We start from the raw sequence: 20,894 nt of genomic DNA on the forward strand, positions 1-20,894 counted from the left end.
GCCCACCCACCACGTAACGGGCGCCAGCCTTATTGCGGGCCGGGGCCGCCGCGGCCGGGCATGAAGCGGTAGGTGATCCGCCCCTTGGTCAGGTCATAAGGGGTCAGCTCAACGAGCACCTCGTCACCAACCAGCACGCGGATGCGGTTCTTGCGCATCTTGCCGGCAGTGTGGCCGAGGATCTCGTGATCATTCTCCAGCCGGACGCGGAACATGGCGTTGGGCAGGAGCTCGACCACTTGGCCGCGCATTTCGAGGAGTTCTTCTTTCGCCAAAAAATCAGTCTTTCTGCGGATGAGGGCGCGCGCGCGCTTAGCCGAAGGAGCGCCAAAAGGAAAGGCGCGCCGGAAAAGCACCAGCAACGATGCAGCCAAAGTGTGGCCGGAACAGGAACAATTCAACCGCGCGAGAGGAATGACCTTCGCGCGTCCGGCCTATAGCGACCGATGAATCAGCCTTATCGTGTCGGGACGGGCGTGTCGCCGGTATAATCGTAGAAGCCGCGCTTGGTCTTCTTCCCGTACCAGCCGGCCTCGACATATTTCACCAGCAGCGGTGCCGGGCGGAACTTGGGATCCCCCGTCGACTCGAACAGCACGCGGGTGATTTCGAGGCAGGTGTCGAGCCCGATGAAGTCGGCGAGCGTCAGCGGACCCATCGGGTGGTTGAGGCCGAGCTGGCAGGCAAGATCGATGTCGCGAATGGTGGCGACGCCTTCACCCAGTGCGAAGCACGCCTCGTTCAGCATCGGCATCAGGATGCGATTGACGATGAAGCCCGGTGCGTCATGGGCATGGACGACCGCCTTGCCGAGCGCGGTGGCGTAGGTCTCAACCGTCTTCACCGTCCCCGCCGATGTGGCGAGGCCGCGGATCACCTCGATCAGGCCCATCACCGGCACCGGATTGAAGAAATGCACGCCGATGAAGCGGGCGGGATCGGGTGAGGCCTGCGCCAGCCGCGTGATCGGGATCGACGAGGTGTTGGAGGCGAGGATCGCCTGATGGCCGAGCACGGTGCCGACCTGTGCAAAGATCGCCCGCTTCACTTCCTCACGCTCGGTCGCTGCCTCGATGACCAAGCCGCACGACGACATGCCCTGGACGCCCTCGATCGGCTCGATCCGGGCCAGCGCCTGCTCGCGCGCCTGCGGCTCGATCTTGCCCTTCTCGACCGCACGATCGAGCTGCCGGGCGATCCCCGCCTTGCCAGCCTCGGCGCGCGCCTTGTCGACGTCGGTCAGGAGGACGCGATAGCCGGCCTGGGCGGAAACCTGCGCGATCCCCGCGCCCATCTGCCCTGCGCCGATGACGCCGACTGCCTGCATGATTGTCTTCCCTTGTTCGAACTCACGAGGGGAGCGCTCTAGCCGCTTGCGACACGATTTGTCGAAGCGGGAATCGACGCCGGGCGCGATTCGACGTGCGCCGCAGCCCGGTCAGGAAGCGGAAGGGGGAGCGTGCCGCTCCCCGTCTTGATTGTCGCTCAGGCGGCCTTGCGCAGGTCCAGCCGATCCCAGATCTCGACCAAGGCGTCGGTCAGTTCCTGCATCATCGCTTCGCTGTGCGCAGGGCCGGGCGTGAAGCGCAGCCGCTCGGTGCCGCGCGGGACCGTCGGGTAATTGATCGGCTGAACGTAGATGCCGTATTCGGCGAGCAGCACGTCGCTGATCTTCTTCGCCTTTACCGGATCGCCGACCATCACCGGCACGATATGCGTGTCGCCGATCATCACCGGCAGGCCGGCCTCGGTCATCATTTCCTTCAGCCGTGCGGCCGCAGCCTGCTGGCCGTCGCGCTCGACCGAGGAGCTCTTGAGGTGGCGCACGCTCGCCAGCACGCCGGCGACCAGCACGGGCGAGAGCGAGGTGGTGAAGATGAAGCCCGGGGCATAGCTGCGGATGACGTCGATGATCGTCCGATCGGCGGCGATATAGCCACCCATGACGCCGAACGCCTTGCCCAGCGTGCCTTCGATGATGGTCAGGCGGTGCGCGACCTCGTCCCGCTCCGAAATGCCGCCGCCGCGCGCGCCGTACATGCCGACGGCATGGACTTCGTCGAGATAGGTCAGCGCGTTATACTTGTCGGCAAGATCGCAGATCGCGGCGATCGGGGCGACATCGCCCTCCATCGAATAGACGCTCTCGAACGCGATCAGCTTGGGCGTCGCGGGATCGTCGGCGGCGAGCAGTTCCTCGAGATGCGCCAGGTCATTGTGACGGAACACGCGCTTCTCGCAGCCGGCATTGCGGATTCCGGCGATCATCGAGGCGTGGTTCAGCTCGTCCGAATAGATGATGCAGCCCGGCAGCACCTTGGCCAGCGTCGCCAGCGTCGCCTCGTTCGAGACATAGCCGGAGGTGAACAGCAGCGCGCCTTCCTTGCCGTGGAGGTCGGCAAGCTCGGCCTCCAGATCGACATGGTAATGCGTGTTGCCGCCGATGTTGCGCGTACCGCCGGAGCCGGCGCCGACATCATGCAGCGCCTCTTCCATCGCCGCGATCACCTTGGGGTGCTGGCCCATTGCGAGATAATCGTTCGAGCACCAGACGGTGATCGGCTTCGGGCCATTGTGGCCGGCGAAGCAGCGCGCGCTGGGATAATGACCCTTGTTGCGCAGGATATCGATGAAGACGCGGTAACGGCCTTCGGCATGGAGACGGTCGATCGCCTGTGAAAAGGCGCGGGTGTAATCGACCGGCTTGGCCGAAAGAGCGTCGATGGACATGGCCCCGCCGCTTACCCTTGTGTCAGTGGTAATGCCAGCGGATTCAGGCGTTTTGAGTGATCGTTCCTGTCGCTCTTTCGTCGAGCGATGCACCGGCGCTACAGCTGAATGCAGCTGTCAAAGCCGTAGCTGGCCATTGCCTGATCCAGCCCAGTGCCGACCGGCCCGGTGAAAACGGCGAGGTCCGGAACGGTGCGGGCGAAGGACTGATCCCGAGTAAGATGGGCGACGCGCCGGGCGATCCCCGGGCCACCGTCGACAAAGGTGACGGGCCGGCCGAATGCCCCCGCGAGCTCTTCGGCCAGCAGGGGAAAGTGGGTGCAGGCGAGTGCCACCGTATCCATCGAATCGGCGCCATGCGCGGCCAGCATCGGGGCGATCGCCCTTCGCGTCTCCGCGGTGGACACAGGTTCGCCGCGCAACTTCGCCTCGGCCAGCGTCACAAGTTCTGCCGATCCATGGCGGATGACCCTGCAATCGGACGCAAAGCGCGCGGCGAGATCGTCGACATAGGCTTGTCGGACCGTCGCCTCCGTGCCGAGCACGCCGATGGTGCGAGTCCGGCTGTGTGCTGCCGCCGGTTTGATGGCGGGAACGGTGCCGACGATCGGAATATCCAGCGCGCGGCGTACGGCCGGCAAGGCGATCGTCGATGCCGTGTTGCAGGCGATCACGATCAACCGCGGCGCATAGCGTTCCGCAAGGCGGCCAAGCAGGGCAGGCACGCGCCCGGCAATCTCCGCCTCATCCTTGATCCCGTAAGGAAATCCGGCGGAATCGGCGACATAAACGAAGCGGGCGTCGGGAACGGCGATCCGGGTCGGGGCAACGATGGATAGGCCGCCGACGCCGGAATCGAAGAACAGGATCGGGCGCGGGTCGCTCATGCCGGCGCCTTAGGGAAAGCGGAGGCGGCTTGAAAGGTTGCGGCGCTCCGGGGCGACGGCGCTGTTCCTGATTTGTCTATTGGAAAATGCCCGGTCATTGAGCTATCGTCATGATCAACGGAGGGAATATACTGGAAACGGAGATCGTCTGGATGCCGCCCCTGGCGGCGCTGATGCTTGGCTATCTGCTGGGCTCCATTCCCTTCGGTGTGCTGTTGACGCGTGCCGCGGGGGCGGGCGACCTGCGCCAGATTGGCTCCGGCAACATCGGTGCGACCAATGTGCTGCGGACAGGGCGCAAGGGGCTGGCCGCGGCCACCTTGCTGCTGGATCTCGCCAAGGGATGGTGCGCGGTTGTGATCGCCACCGCACTGCTGCCCGACAACGAACAGCTTGCGGCTGCCGGTGCCTTTATCGGCCATTGCTATCCCGTCTGGCTGGCGTTTCGTGGTGGTAAGGGCGTCGCGACGCTGATGGGCATCGTGCTGGCGCTGCATCCGGCCTTGGGGCTGGTCTATGCGGTGGTATGGCTTGGCTTGCTCGGCGCGCTCCGCATTTCCTCGGTCGCCGGCATGGCCGCGGCGGCGAGCGCGCCGGTGGCCGCGGCGGTGTTTGGCCGTTTCGACCTGGTGCCCCTGCTGCTCGCTCTGGCGCTGATCGTGATCTGGAAACACCGCGAGAATATCAGCCGGTTGCTGGTCGGGGCAGAGCCGCGGATCGGCAGCAAGCGTGGCTGATGCGGATCCGCCGGCCGACGCGTTCGACCGGCTCCGCCTGATCCGCACCACCGGGGTTGGCCCGGTTACCTATCGCCAGTTACTTCGCCGCTTCGGCAGTGCCCGTGCGGCGCTGGACGCGCTTCCAGACCTTGCGAAGCGTGGTGGCGGGCGCGCCGCGACGCCGGCGGATGCGAAAATGGTGGCGCGCGAGGTCGAAGCGGTGGCGCGGCTTGGCGCACGGCATCTGTTTTTGGACGATCCGGCCTACCCCGCACTGCTCGCCGAACTGGACGATGCGCCGGCCGTGCTGACGGTGCGAGGCACCTTGCCGCCCCCCACTCGCCCGTCGGTTGCGATCGTCGGCGCGCGCAATGCCTCGGCCGCAGCGTGCCGCTTCGCGCGGGGGCTGGCGCACGATCTGGCCGCGGAGGGTGCAACCGTCATCTCCGGCCTGGCGCGCGGGATCGACACGGCGGCGCACATGGGCGCGGGCGCGGCGACGGTTGCGGTGATCGCCGGCGGAATCGATGTGGCCTATCCGCCGGAAAATGCCGACCTGCAGGAGCGGATCGCACAAGACGCGCTGCTAATTGCCGAAATGCCGCCGGGCACGGAGCCGCGGGCCCGCCATTTTCCCTATCGCAACCGGATCATCGCTGGCCTGGCGCAAGGCACGGTCGTGGTGGAGGCGGCACCGAAATCGGGATCGCTGATCACGGCGCGGCTTGCGAATGAAGCGGGCCGCGAAGTGATGGCGGTGCCGGGGAGCCCGCTCGACCCGCGCGCGCAAGGATGCAATCTGCTGATCCGTGAGGGTGCCACGCTGATCCAGAGCGCCGCAGACGTGATGGAGCAGGTCCGCCCGATCGATCCGCGCGCCGTTCACGCGCCGGTGGTCCGCTATGAACCACAGCCGCCGGCCGACGCGGACGACGCCGCGAGGCGCGTCGTGACCGCGCTGCTGGGCCCGGTGCCGGTCGCGGTGGACGAAGTGATCCGCCAATCCGCCATCGCGCCGGCGGTGGTGCAGATGGTGCTGCTCGAACTGGAGCTTGCCGGGCGACTGGAGCGCCACGCCGGGGGCCGGGTCAGCCTGTTCGGCTGATCAGGCGGGGGCCGGCAGCCAGGACAGATCCAGCGCGGTGAGGCGATCGACGTAATTCGCCTCCCGAGTCAGCTTTTCCTCGTCCAGCAAAGTGTATCGCCCGGAATCGCGGGCGATCAGCCGTTCGTCCTCGAGCTGTCGAAGCATTCGGTTGACGTGAACGGCGGTCAGCCCGGTGGCGTCGCCGATCTCCTCCTGTGTCAGGCCGGGAACGAAGCTGTTGCCGCGCGTCAGATCAAGTCGGCGCATCCGATTGCGCACGTGGAGCAACACGGACGCCACCCGCGCCTTTGCCGACGTGCGGCCAAGCCCAGCCAACCGATCGGTGAGCATGACCCGCTCCGCCTGGTCCAGCGCAACGATGGCCAGGAAAAGGCGGGGTTGGTCCGCCGCGATTCGCGCCAGCATGGCGCGATCAAACGGGCAGACCACACTGTCGGAAAGTGCGGCCACCGTTTCGGGCGCGTTGGAATAGACGAGCGCGGGAAGGGCAACCATGTCGCCCGGAAACATGAAGCGCAGGATCTGGCGGCTGCCGTCATCAAGGATGACGAAGCTCATCATCATCCCGCTTTTCAGAATGAACAATTCCGTTGACGGATCATGTTCGCGCACAAAGGTCGCCCCACGGCGCAGGATGCGCTGGCGTTCCTCCAACTGCAGAAGTGCGGCCCGCTCCTTACCGCACAACGGGACGAACTCGCCGAGACGCTCGGCAAAACGGCTAACTGTCACGCGTGATTGCCCCTCGGATCAAGCGGCTACCGCTAGTCGCCGGTGGGACCGGGGCGCATTAAAGTCGATCAACATCGTTACGCCTCAGTCGCTTGGCGACGCCACGGCGGTTCGATAGATGCGCGGGAATGGACCGTATCCTTATTCGTGGTGGCAACCGGCTGTCGGGTAAGCTGCCGATCTCCGGCGCCAAGAACGCTGCGCTGACCCTGATGCCTTGCGCGTTGCTGACCGACGAGCCGCTGACGCTGCGCAACCTGCCGCGGCTGGCGGACGTGGATGGCTTTGGCCATTTGCTGAACCAGCTTGGCGCGTCGACGGCGATCGAAGGCACTCGGCCGGAGGAATTCGGCCGGGTGATGACGATCCGCACGGGTCAGCTCACCTCCACCGAAGCCCCCTATGACATCGTGCGAAAGATGCGCGCCTCCATCCTGGTGCTCGGGCCGATCCTGGCGCGTGCTGGCGAGGCGCGGGTGTCGCTCCCTGGCGGGTGCGCGATCGGCAATCGCCCGATCGATCTGCACCTGAAGGCGCTGGAAGCGATCGGGGCGGAGCTGGAGATGAGCGCTGGCTATGTCACCGCGCGGGCGCCGGGCGGGCGGCTGGCCGGCGGACGCTATCGCTTCCCGGTCGTATCGGTGGGCGCCACCGAAAATGTCGTGATGGCGGCGGTTACCGCCAAGGGATCGTCGCGGATCGAGAATGCGGCGCGTGAGCCCGAGATCGTCGACCTGTGCCGCTGCCTTGTGGCGATGGGCGCACAGATCGATGGCATTGGCACCGAAACGCTGGAGATTGAAGGCGTCGCTCGCCTGCATGGCGCCACTTATGCCGTGATGCCAGACCGGATCGAGGCGGGCAGCTATGCCTGCGCCGCGGCAATCACCGGCGGCAGCCTGGAGCTGACAGGGATCGACGCGGAAAGCATGGGCGCCACCCTCTCGGCTCTCGCCGATGCGGGCGTCCTGGTGGAGCTGAAGAAGAACGCGGTATGCGTGACGGCGCAGGGGCCGCTGCAGCCGCTGACGCTGACCACGGCGCCGTTCCCGGGGTTTGCCACCGACATGCAGGCACAGTTCATGGCCATGCTGTGCAAGGCGGACGGCGCCAGCGTGCTGACCGAGACGATCTTCGAGAACCGCTACATGCACGTGCCCGAGCTCGCACGCATGGGGGCGGACATCACCGTCAGCGGCCGCACGGCCGTGGTGCGCGGCGTGGAGCGGCTGGTGGGTGCGCCCGTGATGGCGACCGACCTGCGCGCGTCGATGAGCCTGATCCTGGCCGGTTTGGCGGCGGATGGCGAAACGGCGGTGTCGCGCGTCTATCACCTCGACCGCGGGTACGAACGACTGGAGGAGAAGCTTTCGGCCGTTGGTGCGGATATCGAGCGCGTCAGCGACGGGTGAACGGCGTCTTAGCCAGCGACCCTGCGGCAGGTCGATCCGGCTGCGAAAACCGGGAGAATAGGTCGACTCGCCGCAGCATCGGCGTGTCGGCTGCCAAGAACCACAGGGCGAAGATTGCGGTCATGCTGACCAGTTCGCCGCCGTCCTCAACCAATGTTACCAGCGTTTGTCCCGAAGCCTCCTGACCGAGCACAAGCTCGTGGAGCAGATCAACGGGCACGGCGAAGAAGGCGAGCAATCCAAAGCCGAGCATCAGCGCGATTGCCGGCTTGCGTTCTTCAGTCGGCATTCTGACCAGAGTGAAAAGAGCAATCAGCAAGGGTAATCCGCTGATCAGCGCTGCGGCCGGGATGATGCCCCATTCGCCGAGGAGATCGGGATGCGACAGCTTGCCTCCGAGCCATTCGTGCAGACGAAGCATGTCGTCCGCCAGCACGCATGCAAACAACAGAGCAAAAGCAGCATAGAAGCGCTCGCGCGTCTGCGCATAGACCGTGGCGGCCGCGACGCAGAGGGCGGCCTGTTTCAAATACCCCCAGATTTCGATAAAGGAGCCGTCAACGGTAGAAAACCGCCAAGCGCCAAAGAAGACGCTGTTTTCGATGCCGTGATGGTGAACATAGGCCCATCTCAGAAACAGCGCCAGCAGCGCCAGGTCGATGCCGACCAGCAGTAGCAACAAGCGCAAAGCAAGTGCATTTCTCGCCGTAGACAATGAAGTTCTCCCCCAATGATGTTCCCCGACATCATTGGGAGAAAGCTGACACAAAAGTGTCACATGATGAAATACGTCATTGCCCGTAAAGGGAGGACGTCGCGTTACTGCAGCGCCACGGCTTCCCGATCCACCGATGCCGTATATTCAGCGTAGGTGGCACAGTCGCTGGCCCAGTTCTGATACACGCGGCCATTGGCTGCCTTGTACCAGCTGCGGCAATGTGGATCGGCCCAGACAGTGTTGGACAGCAATTGCGTGATCCGATCATTGAAGCGCCGCTGCCCATCGGGGGTGACATTGGCGGCCTTCGCCTTTTCCGCTTCAAGCGCGGACAGCGTCTGCAGCATATAACCGACTTGCTGTTCGATCATGAAGCTGATCGAATTGTGCCCCAGGTTGGTATTCGGGCCGTACAGCATGAACATGTTCGGGAAGCCCGAGACCATGATGCCGAGATAGGCCTCCGGCCCTTCCTTCCACGTTTCCTTGAGCGTGCGGCCTTCCTCGCCGATGACGTTCATCGACCAGTCCCACTGAGTGGTCTCGAAGCCGGTCGCGAAGATCAGCACGTCGAGTTCGTGGAAGCCGTCCCGAGTACGGACGCCGTTTGCCTCGATGCGCTCGATCCCCGCCGTTTCCAGCGTCACGTTATCGCGCATCAGCGCGGGATAGAAATCATCGGTGATGAGGATGCGCTTGCAGCCGATCGGATAGTCCGGCGTCAGCTTCGCCCGAAGCTCTGGATCGGGCACCTGCTCCTCGAGATGGTCAAGCGCGGTGCGGGTAAAGGCAGCGCGGCCCTCCGGCGTCCACTTAAACGCCTGCCAGAAGAAGCTGTCGGCGTTGTCGAATATCATCGCGCGCTGCGACGCGCCGAGCTTCATCGCCATTTCGAGGTTGGTAGCCATCAGCGCCTTGGTTTCCGGCGTGACATGATGGTCGTTGCGCGGGATCACCCAGTTGGGCGTGCGCTGAAACACCGTCAGGTGGCCGGCTGCCTTGGCCACTTCCGGGATGAGCTGGACCGCGCTGGCCGCCGAGCCGATCACGCCGACACGCTTTCCGGTGAGGTCGACGCTGTCGTCCCATTCAGCGGCGTGCCATTTCGGCCCGGCGAAATCATGCGCGCCGGCAATCTCCGGCAGGCATGGCCGGCTCAGCTGGCCAAGCGCCGGAACGATGGCGTCGAACGTCTCGGTTGCCCCCTTTTCGGTCGTGATCGTCCAGGTGCCGGAGCCAGAATCCCACTTCGCCTGCGTGACGCCCTCATTCAGGCGCAGCACGTCGGCAAGGCCGAACTGATCAACAAGGCTCTTGGTATAATCGTGGATTTCCGCGCCGCGCGCGTAGTGATGGCTCCAGTTCGGGTTGGGCGCGAAGCTGAACTGGTACAGGATTGCCGGCACGTCACAGGCGACACCAGGATAGCGGTTTGCGCGCCACGTGCCGCCGACGGAATCGGCATGTTCGAAAATGGTGACGTCATGGCCGGCTTCGCGTGACTTGATGGCGGCGCACAGCCCGCCCATCCCCGCACCGACCACCGCGATTCGCTTGCTCATCCTTCTCTCCACTTGCGGTCTCGGGCCGCTCGCCAATGACGATGCCCCGTTGAGCGCGGAGAGGGAAGAGGTTTTAAGTCGCTCGCGTTAGTTAGTTGGGCCGAGGATGTATGGCCTGCACCATGAGGCGCGTCCTCGTCGCGGCAGAAAGTGCCGCGACGAGCGCGTGTAGCCGATTGAGCTTAGCGGCAGCGCACGTTGTTCTTGTCGATCGACTGTCCGAGCGCGGCGCCACCGGCACCGCCGATCAGCGCGCCCAGCAGGCCGGAGCCACCCGGACGCAGTGCCGTACCGAGCACGCCGCCAGCGATGCCGCCGACGATCAGGCCGGTCGTGCCATCGTCGCGGCGGCAGTAATAGCGGCCGTCGCGACCAGCATAGACACGGTCGTTCTCACTGAGCCGGCGCTCGCGATACTGCCGCCCCTCGCGATAATAACGGTCCGCTTCATAGCCGCCGTACGCCGGGTCGGGCCGGTTATAGTCATAGGCGGAATAGCTTCCGCCGCCGAAGCCTCCGCCACCATAACCCGAGCCATAGCCGGTTCCCATGCAGCCGCTCACCATGGTTGCCGCACCGATTGCGGCCAACGCAACTTTCCGCATCGCTTCCTCCTTCGTACCTTGTAGACAAACCCAATGGCTGGGCACGGCGAAAGGTTGCGACGGAGCGAAGCGATGCGGGCGCTGGATCAGCGGCGATACTGGCGATCGTGCTTCTGGATGCGAACCCGGGTGCTCAGCCGATCATAGCGAGCGTTGAGGTCGCGGCGCTCTGCCATCGAAAGACCGTTGCCGCTGCGGCGATAGCGGTTTTCCAGTTTCACGAGATCGCGAAACTCGATCCGCAGCCTGCCCGCTTCCGCGCGGGTCAGTGCGCCGGTGCGCACGCCCTGATCGATGCGGGCGTCAATGGTCCGCTGACGCTGGTTGATCGACTGCCACGCCTGGGCGGAGGCAGGAACGGCGGCGGTCGCGACACCCATGCCGGCCAGGACAAGGGCGAGATGCCGGAACGCGCTCTTCATGATCTTACTCCTCTTTTCCGTCGCTTGCTGACGACGAAAACAGAAGTAGGGCCGGCTTGTCGCGAAGCTGTGCCATGTTCACCGCCAAAGTGTAACGGCACGTCGCAAGGCGTTCAGCATCGTTCAGGTTGCCGTACATCCGCGATGGCGAACACCGCGGGTGCAAGGCGCTCGATCAGCGTGCGATACCGCCCGCGGCGAGCACGGCCAGCGTCATCAGGTCTCCGGCGGTCGACGTCATGGGCGCGATCTGCACCGGCTTTTCCATGCCGATCAACATCGGGCCAATCACGCTGTCGCCGCCCAGCTCGCGGAGCAGCTTGGCAGAGATATGCGCCGATTGCAGGCCCGGCATGATCAGCACGTTGGCCGGGCCGGACAGGCGGGCGAATGGATAATTCGCCATCTGCTTGGGATTGAGCGCGACGTCGGGCGTCATTTCGCCCTCATATTCGAAGCCGACATTGCGCTTGTCGAGCACGGTTACCGCCTCGCGGATACGCTCCAGGAACGTACCCTTGGGATTGCCGAAGGTTGAATAGCTGAGGAAAGCGACCCGCGGTTCGTGGCCCATGCGCCGGGCAACGGCGGCGGTCTGTTCGGCGATGTCGGCCATCTGCTCGGCATCGGGCCGCTCGTTCATCGTCGTATCGGCGATGAAGACGGTGTGGCTCTGGCCAACCATGACGTGGATGCCGAACGGGGTGCGACCCGCCTCCGGATCGATGACGCGGCGGATCTCGCGCATCGACTGCGCCCAGGTGCGCGTGATGCCGGTGATCATCGCGTCGGCGTGACCGAGTTGCAGCAGGACCGCGCCGAACACGTTGCGATCCTGGTTGATCATCCGCTCGCAATCGCGGCGCAGGTATCCGCGACGCTGGAGCCGCTTGTAGAGGAAGTCCACCATCTGCGGCACCAGCGGCGAGATGCGGCTGTTGTGCAGTTCATATTCTTCGGGATTCTGGATTCCGAGGGCGCGCAGACGATCGGGCACATCGTCGCGGCCGACCAGCACCGGCGTGCCATAGCCGCCTTCCTTGAAGGCGATGGCGGCGCGCAGTACGACTTCTTCCTCGCCCTCGGCGAACAGGACGCGCTTGGGATGTGCGCGCGCGCCTTCATAGGCGAGGCTGAGCACCGAGGTGGTCGGGTTGAGCCGCGCGCGCAGGCTCTGGCGATATCCCTCCATGTCGAGGATCGGGCGGGTCGCGACGCCCGAATCCATCGCCGCCTTGGCAACGGCGGCGGGGACGATCTCCATCAGGCGCGGGTCGAACGGCGCGGGGATGATGTAATCCGGGCCGAAGACGTGCTGCACGCCATAAGCCGCGGCGACTTCCTCCGGCACACGCTCGCGTGCCAGTTCAGCGATCGCCTGCGCGGCGGCGATCTTCATGGCATCGTTGATTGCCGAGGCACGCACGTCGAGCGCGCCACGGAAGATGAAGGGGAAGCCGAGGACGTTGTTGACCTGGTTGGGATAATCCGATCGGCCGGTGGCGATGATCGCGTCAGGGCGAGCCGCCTTGGCGACCTCCGGGCGGATCTCGGGCTCCGGATTAGCCATCGCGAAGATGATCGGTGCTGGCGCCATGTCCTTCACCATCTCCGGCTTCAGCGCACCGGCGGCGGAGAGACCCAGGAACACGTCGGCGCCGTGCAGCGCCTCGGTCAGCGTGCGGCGATCGGTGACTGCGGCATGCGCCGACTGCCACTGGTTCACGTCCTCGCGGCCCTGATAGATGACGCCGGTGCGGTCGCACATGATGACATTATCGTGCTGCACGCCCATCGCCTTCATCAGCTCGGTGCAGGCGATCGCGGCGGCGCCCGCGCCGTTCACGACGATCTTCACGTCGCGCAGCGAGCGCTTGGTCAGCAGGCAGGCGTTGATGAGGCCGGCGGCGGTGATGATCGCGGTACCGTGCTGGTCATCATGGAAGACCGGAATGTTCATCCGCTCGCGCAGCGTCTGCTCGATAATGAAGCATTCGGGCGCCTTGATATCCTCAAGGTTGATGCCGCCGAACGACGGCTCGAGCAGCTCCACGCAGTTGATGAAAGCGTCGACGTCCTCCGTCTTCACCTCAAGGTCGATCGAATCCACGTCGGCGAAGCGCTTGAACAGCACCGCCTTGCCTTCCATCACCGGCTTCGACGCGAGCGCGCCGAGATTGCCCATGCCCAGGATTGCGGTGCCGTTGGAGATGACGGCGACCAGGTTGCCCTTGGCGGTATAGTCGTAGGCGGTGGCGGGATCGTCGGCGATCGCCTGCACCGGCACGGCGACGCCCGGCGAATAAGCGAGCGACAAGTCGCGCTGCGTCGCCATCGGCTTGGACGCGATGATCTCGATCTTGCCGGGGCGTCCCTCGGAATGGAACAGCAGCGCCTCGCGCTCCGAGAACTGGATGGTGTTGCTGGTCTTGTCGGTCATTGCGCCCCCGGCCGAAGGTTTCGAGCCGAACCCTTAGGGCGAAGGCGGAAGGATGAAAACCGCAGGAATGGGATCAAAGCAGCGCGGCTTCCCCGCGTTCGAGCGCGAGCAGCAATTGCTTGTTCGGTAGCCCGCCGCCGAAGCCGGTGAGCGTGCCGTTGCTGCCGATCACGCGGTGACACGGCGTGACGATGGGAATTGGGTTACGCCCGTTCGCCGCGCCGACCGCCCGAGTGGCGGTGGGGCGGCCGATCGCGCGAGCAATGTCGGCATAGCTGCGCGTCTCGCCATAAGGAATGGTGAGGAGCGCGCGCCACACGTCGCGCTGGAACTGCGTGCCGACCGGATCGAGCGGCAGATCGAAGGTGGTGCGCCTGCCCGCGAAATATTCGTCCAGCTGGCGAACGGTGGCGGCGATCACGGGGTGGCTCGGATCCGCGCGCCGCGGAGCATAGCGCGCCTGCATCGCTGCATCGTCATCCCACAGGATCGCGGCGAGACCGGTGTCGCTGGCGATCAGCGTCAGATCGCCGGTCGGCGAGGGGATGGTGGCGGTCGCAAAGGTCATGGCGCGGCTCCTTCGGCTGGCCCTTAATAGCGGCCGAACGAGCGCGCGTCCCGGTGCTTGCGGCCAAAGCGCCACTCGTCAGCGGCGGCATGTCTGGCTAGACGGGGGTGATCGCCGGGCGGCGCTGCGTCCGCCTACCCGCATCCGCACCTCATCCGTTTCGACACCCGGAAAATCATGGCCGAACCCACCGCTCCGACGCCGATGATGGCGCAATATCTGGCGCTGAAGGAAGAAGCGGGCGATTGCCTGCTGTTCTATCGCATGGGCGACTTCTTCGAATTGTTCTTCGAGGATGCGCGGATCGCGAGCGGCGTGCTTGATATCGCGCTGACGGCGCGCGGCGAACATGCGGGCGCCAAGATCCCGATGTGCGGCGTGCCGGTGCATTCAGCGACGGCGTATCTCCAGCGGCTGATCAAGGCCGGGCATCGCGTCGCGATCGCGGAGCAGACCGAAAGCCCGGAGGAGGCGCGCAAGGCACGCGGATCGAAGGCGCTGGTCAACCGCGCGATCATCCGCTTCGTCACCGCAGGGACGCTGACCGAGGAGGCGCTGCTGGATGCGCGCGCCGCGAACTGGTGCGTCGCGGTGGGCGAGGCGGCGGGCGGCGTCGGGATCGCGGCGGCGGACGTATCGACCGGCCGGTTCGAGGTGATCGCCTGTTCGCCGCAGGCATTGGGCGCGGAGCTTGCGCGGCTGGCGGCGGCGGAAGTGGTGGCGGCCGAGGGGAGCGATGCGCCGGCAACGGTGTGGCGTCCGCGCGGCGAGTTCGACAGTGCACGCGGGGAGGAGCGGCTGAAGCGCCTCCACGGCGTCGCGACGCTCGACGGCTTCGGGCAGTTCGATCGCGCGATGCTGGCCGCGGCGGGCGGGCTGATCGCGTACCTCGACCATAATGGAAAGGGCACGCTGCCGTTCCTGCGCGCGCCGGTGATCCGCCGCAGCGCCGAGACGATGGCGATCGATGCGGCGACGCGCGAGAGCCTGGAGCTGACCTGCACCGCCAGCGGCACGCGCAAGGGCAGTTTGCTCGATGCGGTGGACCGTACGGTGACCGGAGCCGGGGCGCGACTGCTGGCGGCGGATATCGGCGCGCCGTTGATGGACAGGACTGCGATCGAGGCGCGGCTGGCGCTGGTGACGCTGTTCCACGACGACGGCGACCTGCGCGCCCGGCTGCGCGAGCGGTTGCGCGCGCTGCCCGATATCGGCCGCGCGATCGGGCGGCTTGTCGCGGGGCGTGGCAGCCCGCGCGACCTGGGGCAGCTGCGCGTTGGGCTCGACGGCGCATGGCTGCTGGCGGAGACGCTGCAGTCGATCGAGGCGCAACTGGTCGATGGCGCGGGCGGCGACCTGCTGGCGCAGCTGACACCGCGGTTGCGCGGGCATGGTGAGCTGATCGACCTCCTCAAGCGCGCGCTGGTACCGATGCCGCCGATCGACGCGGCGAACGGCGGCTTCATCGCGGAGGGCTATGACGCCGCGCTCGACGATCTGCGCGATGCAGGATCAGGCGGGCGCAAGGCGATTGCGGCGCTGGAGGCGCGCTATCGCACCGAGACCGGGATCAATGCGCTCAAGATCCGGCACAACAATGTGCTTGGCTATCATGTCGAGGTGCCGGCGAAGAATGCCGAGGCGCTGATGAAGCCCGACAGCGGCTTCACGCACCGCCAGACGATGGCGGGCGCGGTGCGCTTCAACGCGCCCGAGCTGCACGAGGTGGCGAGCCGGGTGACGCAGGCGGGCGCGCATGCGGTGGCGGCGGAGGCGGCGCACCTCGAGGACCTGATCGCTGCGGCGCTCGCCCGCGCCGAGCCGATCGCGGCGACGGCGGATGCGCTGGCGCGGCTGGACGTGGCGGCCGGGCTGGCGGAGCGCGCCGCGGAGGGCGGCTGGGCGCGGCCGAGCCTTGTGGAGCATCCATGCTTCGAGATCATCGGCGGTCGGCATCCGGTGGTGGAGGCGGCGGTTGCCAAGGCGGGCGAGCGGTTCGTCGCCAATGATTGCACGCTGTCCGAAAGCTCGCGGCTGTGGCTCGTCACCGGCCCGAACATGGGCGGCAAGTCGACGTTCCTGCGGCAGAATGCGCTGATCGCGGTGCTGGCGCAGGCGGGAAGCTATGTGCCGGCCACCAGTGCGACGCTGGGGCTGGTCGACCGGCTGTTCAGCCGCGTCGGGGCGTCGGACAATCTGGCGCGCGGACGATCGACCTTCATGGTCGAGATGGTCGAGACCGCGGCGATCCTGGCGCAGGCGACGCCGCAGAGCTTCGTCATCCTCGACGAGGTGGGGCGCGGCACGTCGACCTATGACGGGCTCGCCATCGCCTGGGCGGTGGTGGAGGCGATTCACGAGGACAATCGCTGCCGCTGCCTGTTCGCAACGCACTATCACGAGCTGACGCGGCTGGCGGAGCGATGCGACGCGCTGTCGCTGCACCATGTGCGGGCGCGCGAATGGAAGGGCGAACTGGTTCTGCTGCACGAACTGGCTGATGGGCCGGCGGATCGCAGCTATGGTCTTGCCGTCGCGCGGCTCGCCGGCATGCCGCCGGCAACGGTGGCGCGGGCGAAGGCGGTGCTGGCGAAGCTGGAGGCGGGGCGCGCCAAGACCGGCGGGCTGGCGGCGGGGCTGGACGACCTGCCGCTGTTCGCCGCGGCGGCAGTGCCCGTGCCGGAGGAGACGGTGGACCCGCTGCGCGCCGCGGTGGAGGAGCTGGATGTCGATGCGCTCTCCCCGCGCGAGGCGCTGGACCAGCTCTATCGGCTGAAGGGGATCGTGCGGGAGGCGTGAAGGCACGCGCCGCCGCTTGATCCCCTGCCGCCGCGCCCCGATATGCGGGCGCGATGAAGGACACACTTACCCCCAAGGCGATCGTCGCCGCCCTCGACGCACATATCATCGGACAGAAGGACGCGAAGCGCGCGGTCGCGGTGGCGCTGCGCAACCGCTGGCGCCGACAGAAGCTTAGCCCCGATCTGCGCGACGAGGTGACGCCCAAGAACATCCTGATGATCGGCCCCACCGGCTGCGGCAAGACCGAGATCAGCCGCCGCCTCGCGAAGCTGGCCGACGCACCGTTCGTCAAGGTGGAAGCGACCAAGTTCACCGAGGTAGGCTACGTCGGCCGCGATGTGGAGCAGATCGCGCGCGACCTGGTCGAGGAAGCGGTGCGGCTGGAAAAGGAACGCCGTCGTAACGCGGTGAAGGACAAGGCCGAGGAAGCGGCGATGGACCGGCTGCTCGATGCGCTGGTCGGCAAGGATTCAAGCGCCGCGACCCGCGAAAGCTTCCGCCAGCGCTTCCGCGACGGCCACCTCGACCAGACCGAGATCGAGCTTGAGCTTCAGGTCGCGCCGCAGATGCCGTTCGAAATGCCGGGCGGCGGCCAGATGGGCATGATCAACCTCGGCGAAATGTTCGGCAAGCTGGGCGGCGGGCAGACCAAGCGGCGCAAGCTGCTGGTGCCGGCGGCGTGGGAAAAGCTGGTCGAGGAAGAGGCCGACAAGCGGCTCGACCAGGACGAGGTGAGCCGCGTCGCGCTGGCCGATGCCGAGGCGAACGGGATCGTCTTCCTTGACGAGATCGACAAGATTGCGGTGAGCGACGTGCGCGGCGGTTCGGTGAGCCGCGAAGGCGTGCAGCGCGACCTGCTGCCGCTGATCGAGGGCACCACGGTGTCGACGAAGTACGGCCCGATGAAGACGGACCATATCCTGTTCATCGCGTCCGGCGCGTTCCATGTCGCGAAGCCGAGCGACCTGTTGCCGGAGCTTCAGGGCCGCCTGCCGATCCGCGTCGAGCTGAAGGGCCTGACCGAGGATGATTTCGTCGCCATCCTGTCCGACACGAAGGCGTCATTGCCGGCGCAGTACAAGGCGCTGATCGGTACCGAAGGCGTCACCGTCGACTTCACCGAGGACGGCATTCGCGCCGTCGCGCGGATCGCGGCCGAAGTGAATGGCGAGATCGAGAATATCGGCGCCCGCCGGCTGCAGACGGTGATGGAGAAGCTGCTTGAGGAAGTGAGCTTCGACGCCGAGGATCGCGCGGGCAGCTCGGTGACGGTGGATGCGGCTTATGTCGAGCAGCACCTCGCCGGCGTCGCGCGCAACACCGACCTCAGCCGCTTCGTGCTGTAACGCGAGAGGTCCCTTCCGCGTCGTGCGGAGGGGGCCTTCTCAGATCGCCAGCTCGGCGCGCATCAGCGCGGCGTAGCGCTTCAGATGGTGGTCGGCGGCGCCGAACTGCTGCTCGATTGCCGTAGCGCGGCGGAAATAATGGCCGACGGCGAGCTCGTCGGTCATCCCCATCGCGCCGTGCAGCTGGACCGCATTCTGGCCGATGAAGCGGATGGCATCGGCGACGGTAGCCTTGGCAGCGGCGATCGCGCGGGCGCGCACGTCCGCCGCCGCATCCACGTTCAGCGCAGCGAGATAGGCAGCCGAGGTCGCCTGTTCGGCAGCGATGAACATGTCGACCATGCGGTGCTGCAGCGCCTGGAAGCTGGCGAGCGGCTGGCCGAACTGCTTGCGCTCCTTGGTATAGGCGACCGCGTCACCCAGCATCTTGCGGGCGAGGCCGGCTGCCTCGGCGCAGAGCGCGGCAATGCCGGCGTCCCGCGCGCGTTCCAGCAGCGGGAGCGCGGCGCCCTCTTCGCCCAGCAGCGCGTCGGCCGGCAGCGACACGCCGGCGAGCGTGATGTCGGCCGCGGGAAGCCCGTCGATCAGGCGATAATCGTGGCGCGACACGCCGGCCGCGTCCGTTGGCACGAGGAACAGCGAGACGCCGCGCACGTCGCGCGGGGCGCCCGAGGTGCGGGCAGTGACGAGCAGCCAGTCGGCGTCCGGCGCGCCGGCGACGACGATCTTCTCGCCTGTCAGCACCCAGCCGTTGCCGCTCTTCTCCGCCTTCGTTGTCACGGCTTCGAGCGCCTGTCGGCTGTCGGCTTCCCCGGCGGCGAGCACGGCGCGCGTGCTGCCATCAGCGATCTGCGGCAGGAGGGCAGCGGCGCGCTCACCGCCCGCCGCCTGAAGCAGGCTGCCGGCGATCACCACGCCGTCGATATAGGGGATGGGAGCAAGCGCCTCGCCCAGCGCGTCGGCGACGACCATCGCCTCCACCGCGCCGCCGCCAAGGCCGCCGGCCTCCGCCGGGAGCGTCGCGCCGAGCACGCCGAGATCCTGGCCAAGTGCGCGCCATAGCGCCTTGCCGTCACGCGGGCGGTGCGGATCGAAGGCGAAATGCTGCGCCAGATAGCGCGTCAGCGTGTCGCGGAGCATCGCCTGCTCGTCGCTGAGCGAAAGATCCATGGCCCTCTCCCGTTCTATTCTTGGAACGCGCTATGAATTGGCGCGGGGGAGGACGCAAGGCTCAGTCGGCGGCGACGGGGCCTGCGCCGTTGGCGGACGGGCGACGGCAGAACCAGACGATGATCAGCAGCCCGGCGCTGAGCCAAGCGGAGAGGCGGAAGAGATCGGTGGAGGCGAGAAGATACGCCTGGCCGACCATCTGCCGCGTGATCACCGCCGCCGCCTGGGTGGCGGTCATGCCGAGGTTCATCAGTCCCTCGCTCGCCATCTGATAGGGCACACCATTGCCGATCGCTTCCGACAGGCGACCTTGGTGCAGCGCCTCGCGCCGGTCCCAGGCGGTGGTGATCATCGACGCGGCGAAGGCGCCGGCAACGATGCGGGTGAAGTTGGAGAGGCCGGTCGCCGAGGGTATCCGTTCCGGCGGGATGCGATCGAGCGAGATCGTCAGCATTGCGAGGAAGAAGGTGGACATGGCGACGCCCTGCACCAGCAGCGGCATCACGAAATCCCAGAAGCCCGCATAAGTGGTGTAGCCCGAACGCATCCAGTAGCTGATCGCAAACGCGACGAACGAGATGCTGGCGAGGATCCGTGCGTCGATCTTGCCCGACAGGCGCGCGCTCAATGGCGTCAGCAGCACCGCGACGATCCCGCTGGGCGCGGCGACCAGCCCGGCCCAGGTGGCGGTGTAGCCAAGCTGGGTCTGCAGCCAGAGCGGCAGCAGCAGGATGTTGGCGAAGAACACCGCATAGCCAAGGCAGAAGGCGAGGCTGCCGATCGCGAAATTGCGGTTGGTGAACAGCGACAGATCGACGATCGGATGCGCGTCCGTCAGCTCCCAGATCAGCCACGCGACGAAGCCGATGCCGGCGATCACCGTCAGCACCACGATCGTCGGATCGTTGAACCAGTCCGCGTTCTTACCGAGATCGAGCATCACCTGAAGGCAGCCGACCCACAGCACCAGCAGTGCAAGGCCGATCGTGTCGATCGGCACCTTGGCGGTCGGCGTCTCCCGATCCTTCAGGTTCGTCCAGCAGATCGCGATGGTGAAGATGCCGAAGGGCACGTTGATCAGGAAGATCCAGCTCCAATGGTAATTATCGGAGATGTAGCCGCCGAGGATCGGCCCCATGATCGGCGCGACCAACGTGGTCATCGACCAGATGCCGAGCGCGGTGGCGCGTTTTTCGGGCGGGAAGACCGAGATCAGCAGCGCCTGGCTGCCCGGCATCATCGGGCCCGACACGGCGCCCTGCAGCACGCGGAAGATGATGAGCGATGGCAGGCTCCACGCGATGCCGCACAGGAAGGAGGCGACCGTGAACAGCGCGAGCGAGGTGCAGAAGGTGCGCACCACGCCGAAGCGGCGCATCAGCCAGCCGGTCAACGGCACGGAAATACCGTTGGCGACCGCGAACGCCGTGACGATCCAGGTCGAATTGTCGGCACTGACGCCGAGGTTGCCCGCAATGGTGGGCAGGGAGACGTTGGCGATGGTGGTATCGAGCACCATCATGAACGTGCCGAGTGCCAATGCGAAGGCGACGAGCCCGAGGCGCGCGCCGGAGAGCGGCACCGGCTGCGCAGGCGGGCTGCCCGGGCGGGCGCCGGCGGGCGCGGCCGCGCTAGCCATGCACGCGTGCCATCACCGGGGCGGCGATCAGTGA

At 66.4% G+C, this 20,894-nt stretch carries 18 protein-coding genes; 5 read left to right on the forward strand and 13 right to left on the reverse strand.

The annotated features are described in order from the left end of the window. Window positions 1-29 precede the first annotated feature (29 nt). The 4 genes from infA to murI form a co-directional block, all read right to left on the reverse strand. A complete protein-coding gene (infA, locus tag LK535_RS15850) occupies window positions 30-275 on the reverse strand; it encodes a translation initiation factor IF-1 (RefSeq protein WP_026325702.1) in 246 nt (81 codons plus the stop codon). A gap of 182 nt (window positions 276-457) precedes the next feature. Then, window positions 458-1,327 (reverse strand): 3-hydroxyacyl-CoA dehydrogenase NAD-binding domain-containing protein, encoded by an 870-nt coding sequence (locus LK535_RS15855; RefSeq protein WP_227772901.1) that lies wholly within the window; start codon window positions 1,325-1,327, stop codon window positions 458-460. A gap of 158 nt (window positions 1,328-1,485) precedes the next feature. Continuing rightward, on the reverse strand, window positions 1,486-2,730 hold the full coding sequence (gene hemA, locus LK535_RS15860) for a 5-aminolevulinate synthase (RefSeq protein ID WP_227772902.1): 1,245 nt from the start codon (window positions 2,728-2,730) through the stop codon (window positions 1,486-1,488). Window positions 2,731-2,828: 98 nt separating this feature from the next. Next, on the reverse strand, window positions 2,829-3,617 hold the full coding sequence (murI, locus tag LK535_RS15865; RefSeq protein WP_227772903.1) for a glutamate racemase: 789 nt from the start codon (window positions 3,615-3,617) through the stop codon (window positions 2,829-2,831). A gap of 110 nt (window positions 3,618-3,727) precedes the next feature. On the opposite strand from murI, the gene plsY reads away from it, so the two are divergent. Next, entirely contained in the window at window positions 3,728-4,354 is a 627-nt protein-coding gene (plsY, locus tag LK535_RS15870) for a glycerol-3-phosphate 1-O-acyltransferase PlsY (protein WP_415837156.1), read from the forward strand. Continuing rightward, window positions 4,347-5,441, forward strand: coding sequence for a DNA-processing protein DprA (gene dprA / locus LK535_RS15875; RefSeq protein WP_227772904.1), 1,095 nt, complete (start codon window positions 4,347-4,349; stop codon window positions 5,439-5,441). Before plsY ends, dprA begins: the two co-directional genes overlap by 8 nt. On the opposite strand, the gene LK535_RS15880 is transcribed toward dprA, so the two are convergent. Then, entirely contained in the window at window positions 5,442-6,176 is a 735-nt protein-coding gene (locus LK535_RS15880) for a Crp/Fnr family transcriptional regulator (protein ID WP_227772905.1), read from the reverse strand. Between the two features lie 128 nt (window positions 6,177-6,304). Between LK535_RS15880 and murA the strand changes: the two genes are divergently transcribed. Continuing rightward, entirely contained in the window at window positions 6,305-7,588 is a 1,284-nt protein-coding gene (gene murA, locus LK535_RS15885) for a UDP-N-acetylglucosamine 1-carboxyvinyltransferase (RefSeq protein WP_227772906.1), read from the forward strand. Here the strand turns inward: murA and LK535_RS15890 are convergent. The 6 genes from LK535_RS15890 to LK535_RS15915 all read right to left on the reverse strand — a co-directional run bounded on the left by LK535_RS15890 (window position 7,575) and on the right by LK535_RS15915 (window position 13,903). Then, window positions 7,575-8,270 (reverse strand): hypothetical protein, encoded by a 696-nt coding sequence (locus tag LK535_RS15890; protein WP_227772907.1) that lies wholly within the window; start codon window positions 8,268-8,270, stop codon window positions 7,575-7,577. The two genes, murA and LK535_RS15890, sit on opposite strands and share 14 nt — an antisense overlap. Before the next feature lie 137 nt (window positions 8,271-8,407). Next, a complete protein-coding gene (locus LK535_RS15895; protein WP_227772908.1) occupies window positions 8,408-9,868 on the reverse strand; it encodes a flavin-containing monooxygenase in 1,461 nt (486 codons plus the stop codon). A 182-nt stretch (window positions 9,869-10,050) separates the two neighbouring features. Then, complete coding sequence (locus LK535_RS15900) at window positions 10,051-10,473, reverse strand: glycine zipper 2TM domain-containing protein (protein WP_227772909.1); 423 nt, start codon at window positions 10,471-10,473, stop codon at window positions 10,051-10,053. A gap of 86 nt (window positions 10,474-10,559) precedes the next feature. Further along, on the reverse strand, window positions 10,560-10,895 hold the full coding sequence (locus tag LK535_RS15905) for a hypothetical protein (RefSeq protein WP_227772910.1): 336 nt from the start codon (window positions 10,893-10,895) through the stop codon (window positions 10,560-10,562). A gap of 175 nt (window positions 10,896-11,070) precedes the next feature. Continuing rightward, window positions 11,071-13,335, reverse strand: a complete 2,265-nt coding sequence (locus LK535_RS15910) for an NADP-dependent malic enzyme (RefSeq protein WP_227772911.1) — start codon at window positions 13,333-13,335, stop codon at window positions 11,071-11,073. A 73-nt stretch (window positions 13,336-13,408) separates the two neighbouring features. Beyond that, window positions 13,409-13,903 (reverse strand): methylated-DNA--[protein]-cysteine S-methyltransferase, encoded by a 495-nt coding sequence (locus LK535_RS15915; protein WP_227772912.1) that lies wholly within the window; start codon window positions 13,901-13,903, stop codon window positions 13,409-13,411. A 204-nt stretch (window positions 13,904-14,107) separates the two neighbouring features. On the opposite strand from LK535_RS15915, the gene mutS reads away from it, so the two are divergent. Together mutS and hslU are read left to right on the forward strand one after the other, a co-directional pair. Continuing rightward, window positions 14,108-16,702, forward strand: a complete 2,595-nt coding sequence (mutS, locus tag LK535_RS15920; RefSeq protein WP_227772960.1) for a DNA mismatch repair protein MutS — start codon at window positions 14,108-14,110, stop codon at window positions 16,700-16,702. A 53-nt stretch (window positions 16,703-16,755) separates the two neighbouring features. Next, the gene (gene hslU / locus LK535_RS15925; RefSeq protein WP_227772913.1) at window positions 16,756-18,051 is read left to right on the forward strand and encodes an ATP-dependent protease ATPase subunit HslU; all 1,296 of its coding nucleotides are present in this window, start codon (window positions 16,756-16,758) and stop codon (window positions 18,049-18,051) included. A gap of 39 nt (window positions 18,052-18,090) precedes the next feature. Here hslU and LK535_RS15930 read toward each other — a convergent pair whose 3' ends face one another. Together LK535_RS15930 and LK535_RS15935 are read right to left on the reverse strand one after the other, a co-directional pair. Continuing rightward, the gene (locus tag LK535_RS15930; protein WP_227772914.1) at window positions 18,091-19,221 is read right to left on the reverse strand and encodes an acyl-CoA dehydrogenase family protein; all 1,131 of its coding nucleotides are present in this window, start codon (window positions 19,219-19,221) and stop codon (window positions 18,091-18,093) included. Between the two features lie 61 nt (window positions 19,222-19,282). Beyond that, the gene (locus tag LK535_RS15935; RefSeq protein WP_227772915.1) at window positions 19,283-20,860 is read right to left on the reverse strand and encodes a DHA2 family efflux MFS transporter permease subunit; all 1,578 of its coding nucleotides are present in this window, start codon (window positions 20,858-20,860) and stop codon (window positions 19,283-19,285) included. Between the last annotated feature and the right edge of the window lie 34 nt (window positions 20,861-20,894).

The sequence above is a fragment of the Sphingomonas sp. IC4-52 genome, from assembly GCF_020707225.1.
Taxonomy (GTDB): domain Bacteria; phylum Pseudomonadota; class Alphaproteobacteria; order Sphingomonadales; family Sphingomonadaceae; genus Sphingomonas.

What these genes read in the sequence shown, in the direction of transcription:
- LK535_RS15910 (WP_227772911.1), bottom strand. Translation starts at nt 13,335, where the DNA reads ATGACCGACAAGACCAGCAACACCATCCAGTTCTCGGAGCGCGAGGCG.
- LK535_RS15915 (WP_227772912.1), bottom strand. Translation starts at nt 13,903, where the DNA reads ATGACCTTTGCGACCGCCACCATCCCCTCGCCGACCGGCGATCTGACG.
- hemA (WP_227772902.1), bottom strand. Translation starts at nt 2,730, where the DNA reads ATGTCCATCGACGCTCTTTCGGCCAAGCCGGTCGATTACACCCGCGCC.
- murA (WP_227772906.1), top strand. Translation starts at nt 6,305, where the DNA reads ATGGACCGTATCCTTATTCGTGGTGGCAACCGGCTGTCGGGTAAGCTG.
- LK535_RS15895 (WP_227772908.1), bottom strand. Translation starts at nt 9,868, where the DNA reads ATGAGCAAGCGAATCGCGGTGGTCGGTGCGGGGATGGGCGGGCTGTGC.
- murI (WP_227772903.1), bottom strand. Translation starts at nt 3,617, where the DNA reads ATGAGCGACCCGCGCCCGATCCTGTTCTTCGATTCCGGCGTCGGCGGC.
- LK535_RS15905 (WP_227772910.1), bottom strand. Translation starts at nt 10,895, where the DNA reads ATGAAGAGCGCGTTCCGGCATCTCGCCCTTGTCCTGGCCGGCATGGGT.
- LK535_RS15930 (WP_227772914.1), bottom strand. Translation starts at nt 19,221, where the DNA reads ATGGATCTTTCGCTCAGCGACGAGCAGGCGATGCTCCGCGACACGCTG.
- LK535_RS15855 (WP_227772901.1), bottom strand. Translation starts at nt 1,327, where the DNA reads ATGCAGGCAGTCGGCGTCATCGGCGCAGGGCAGATGGGCGCGGGGATC.
- LK535_RS15935 (WP_227772915.1), bottom strand. Translation starts at nt 20,860, where the DNA reads ATGGCTAGCGCGGCCGCGCCCGCCGGCGCCCGCCCGGGCAGCCCGCCT.
- hslU (WP_227772913.1), top strand. Translation starts at nt 16,756, where the DNA reads ATGAAGGACACACTTACCCCCAAGGCGATCGTCGCCGCCCTCGACGCA.
- LK535_RS15900 (WP_227772909.1), bottom strand. Translation starts at nt 10,473, where the DNA reads ATGCGGAAAGTTGCGTTGGCCGCAATCGGTGCGGCAACCATGGTGAGC.
- plsY (WP_415837156.1), top strand. Translation starts at nt 3,728, where the DNA reads ATGATCAACGGAGGGAATATACTGGAAACGGAGATCGTCTGGATGCCG.
- mutS (WP_227772960.1), top strand. Translation starts at nt 14,108, where the DNA reads ATGATGGCGCAATATCTGGCGCTGAAGGAAGAAGCGGGCGATTGCCTG.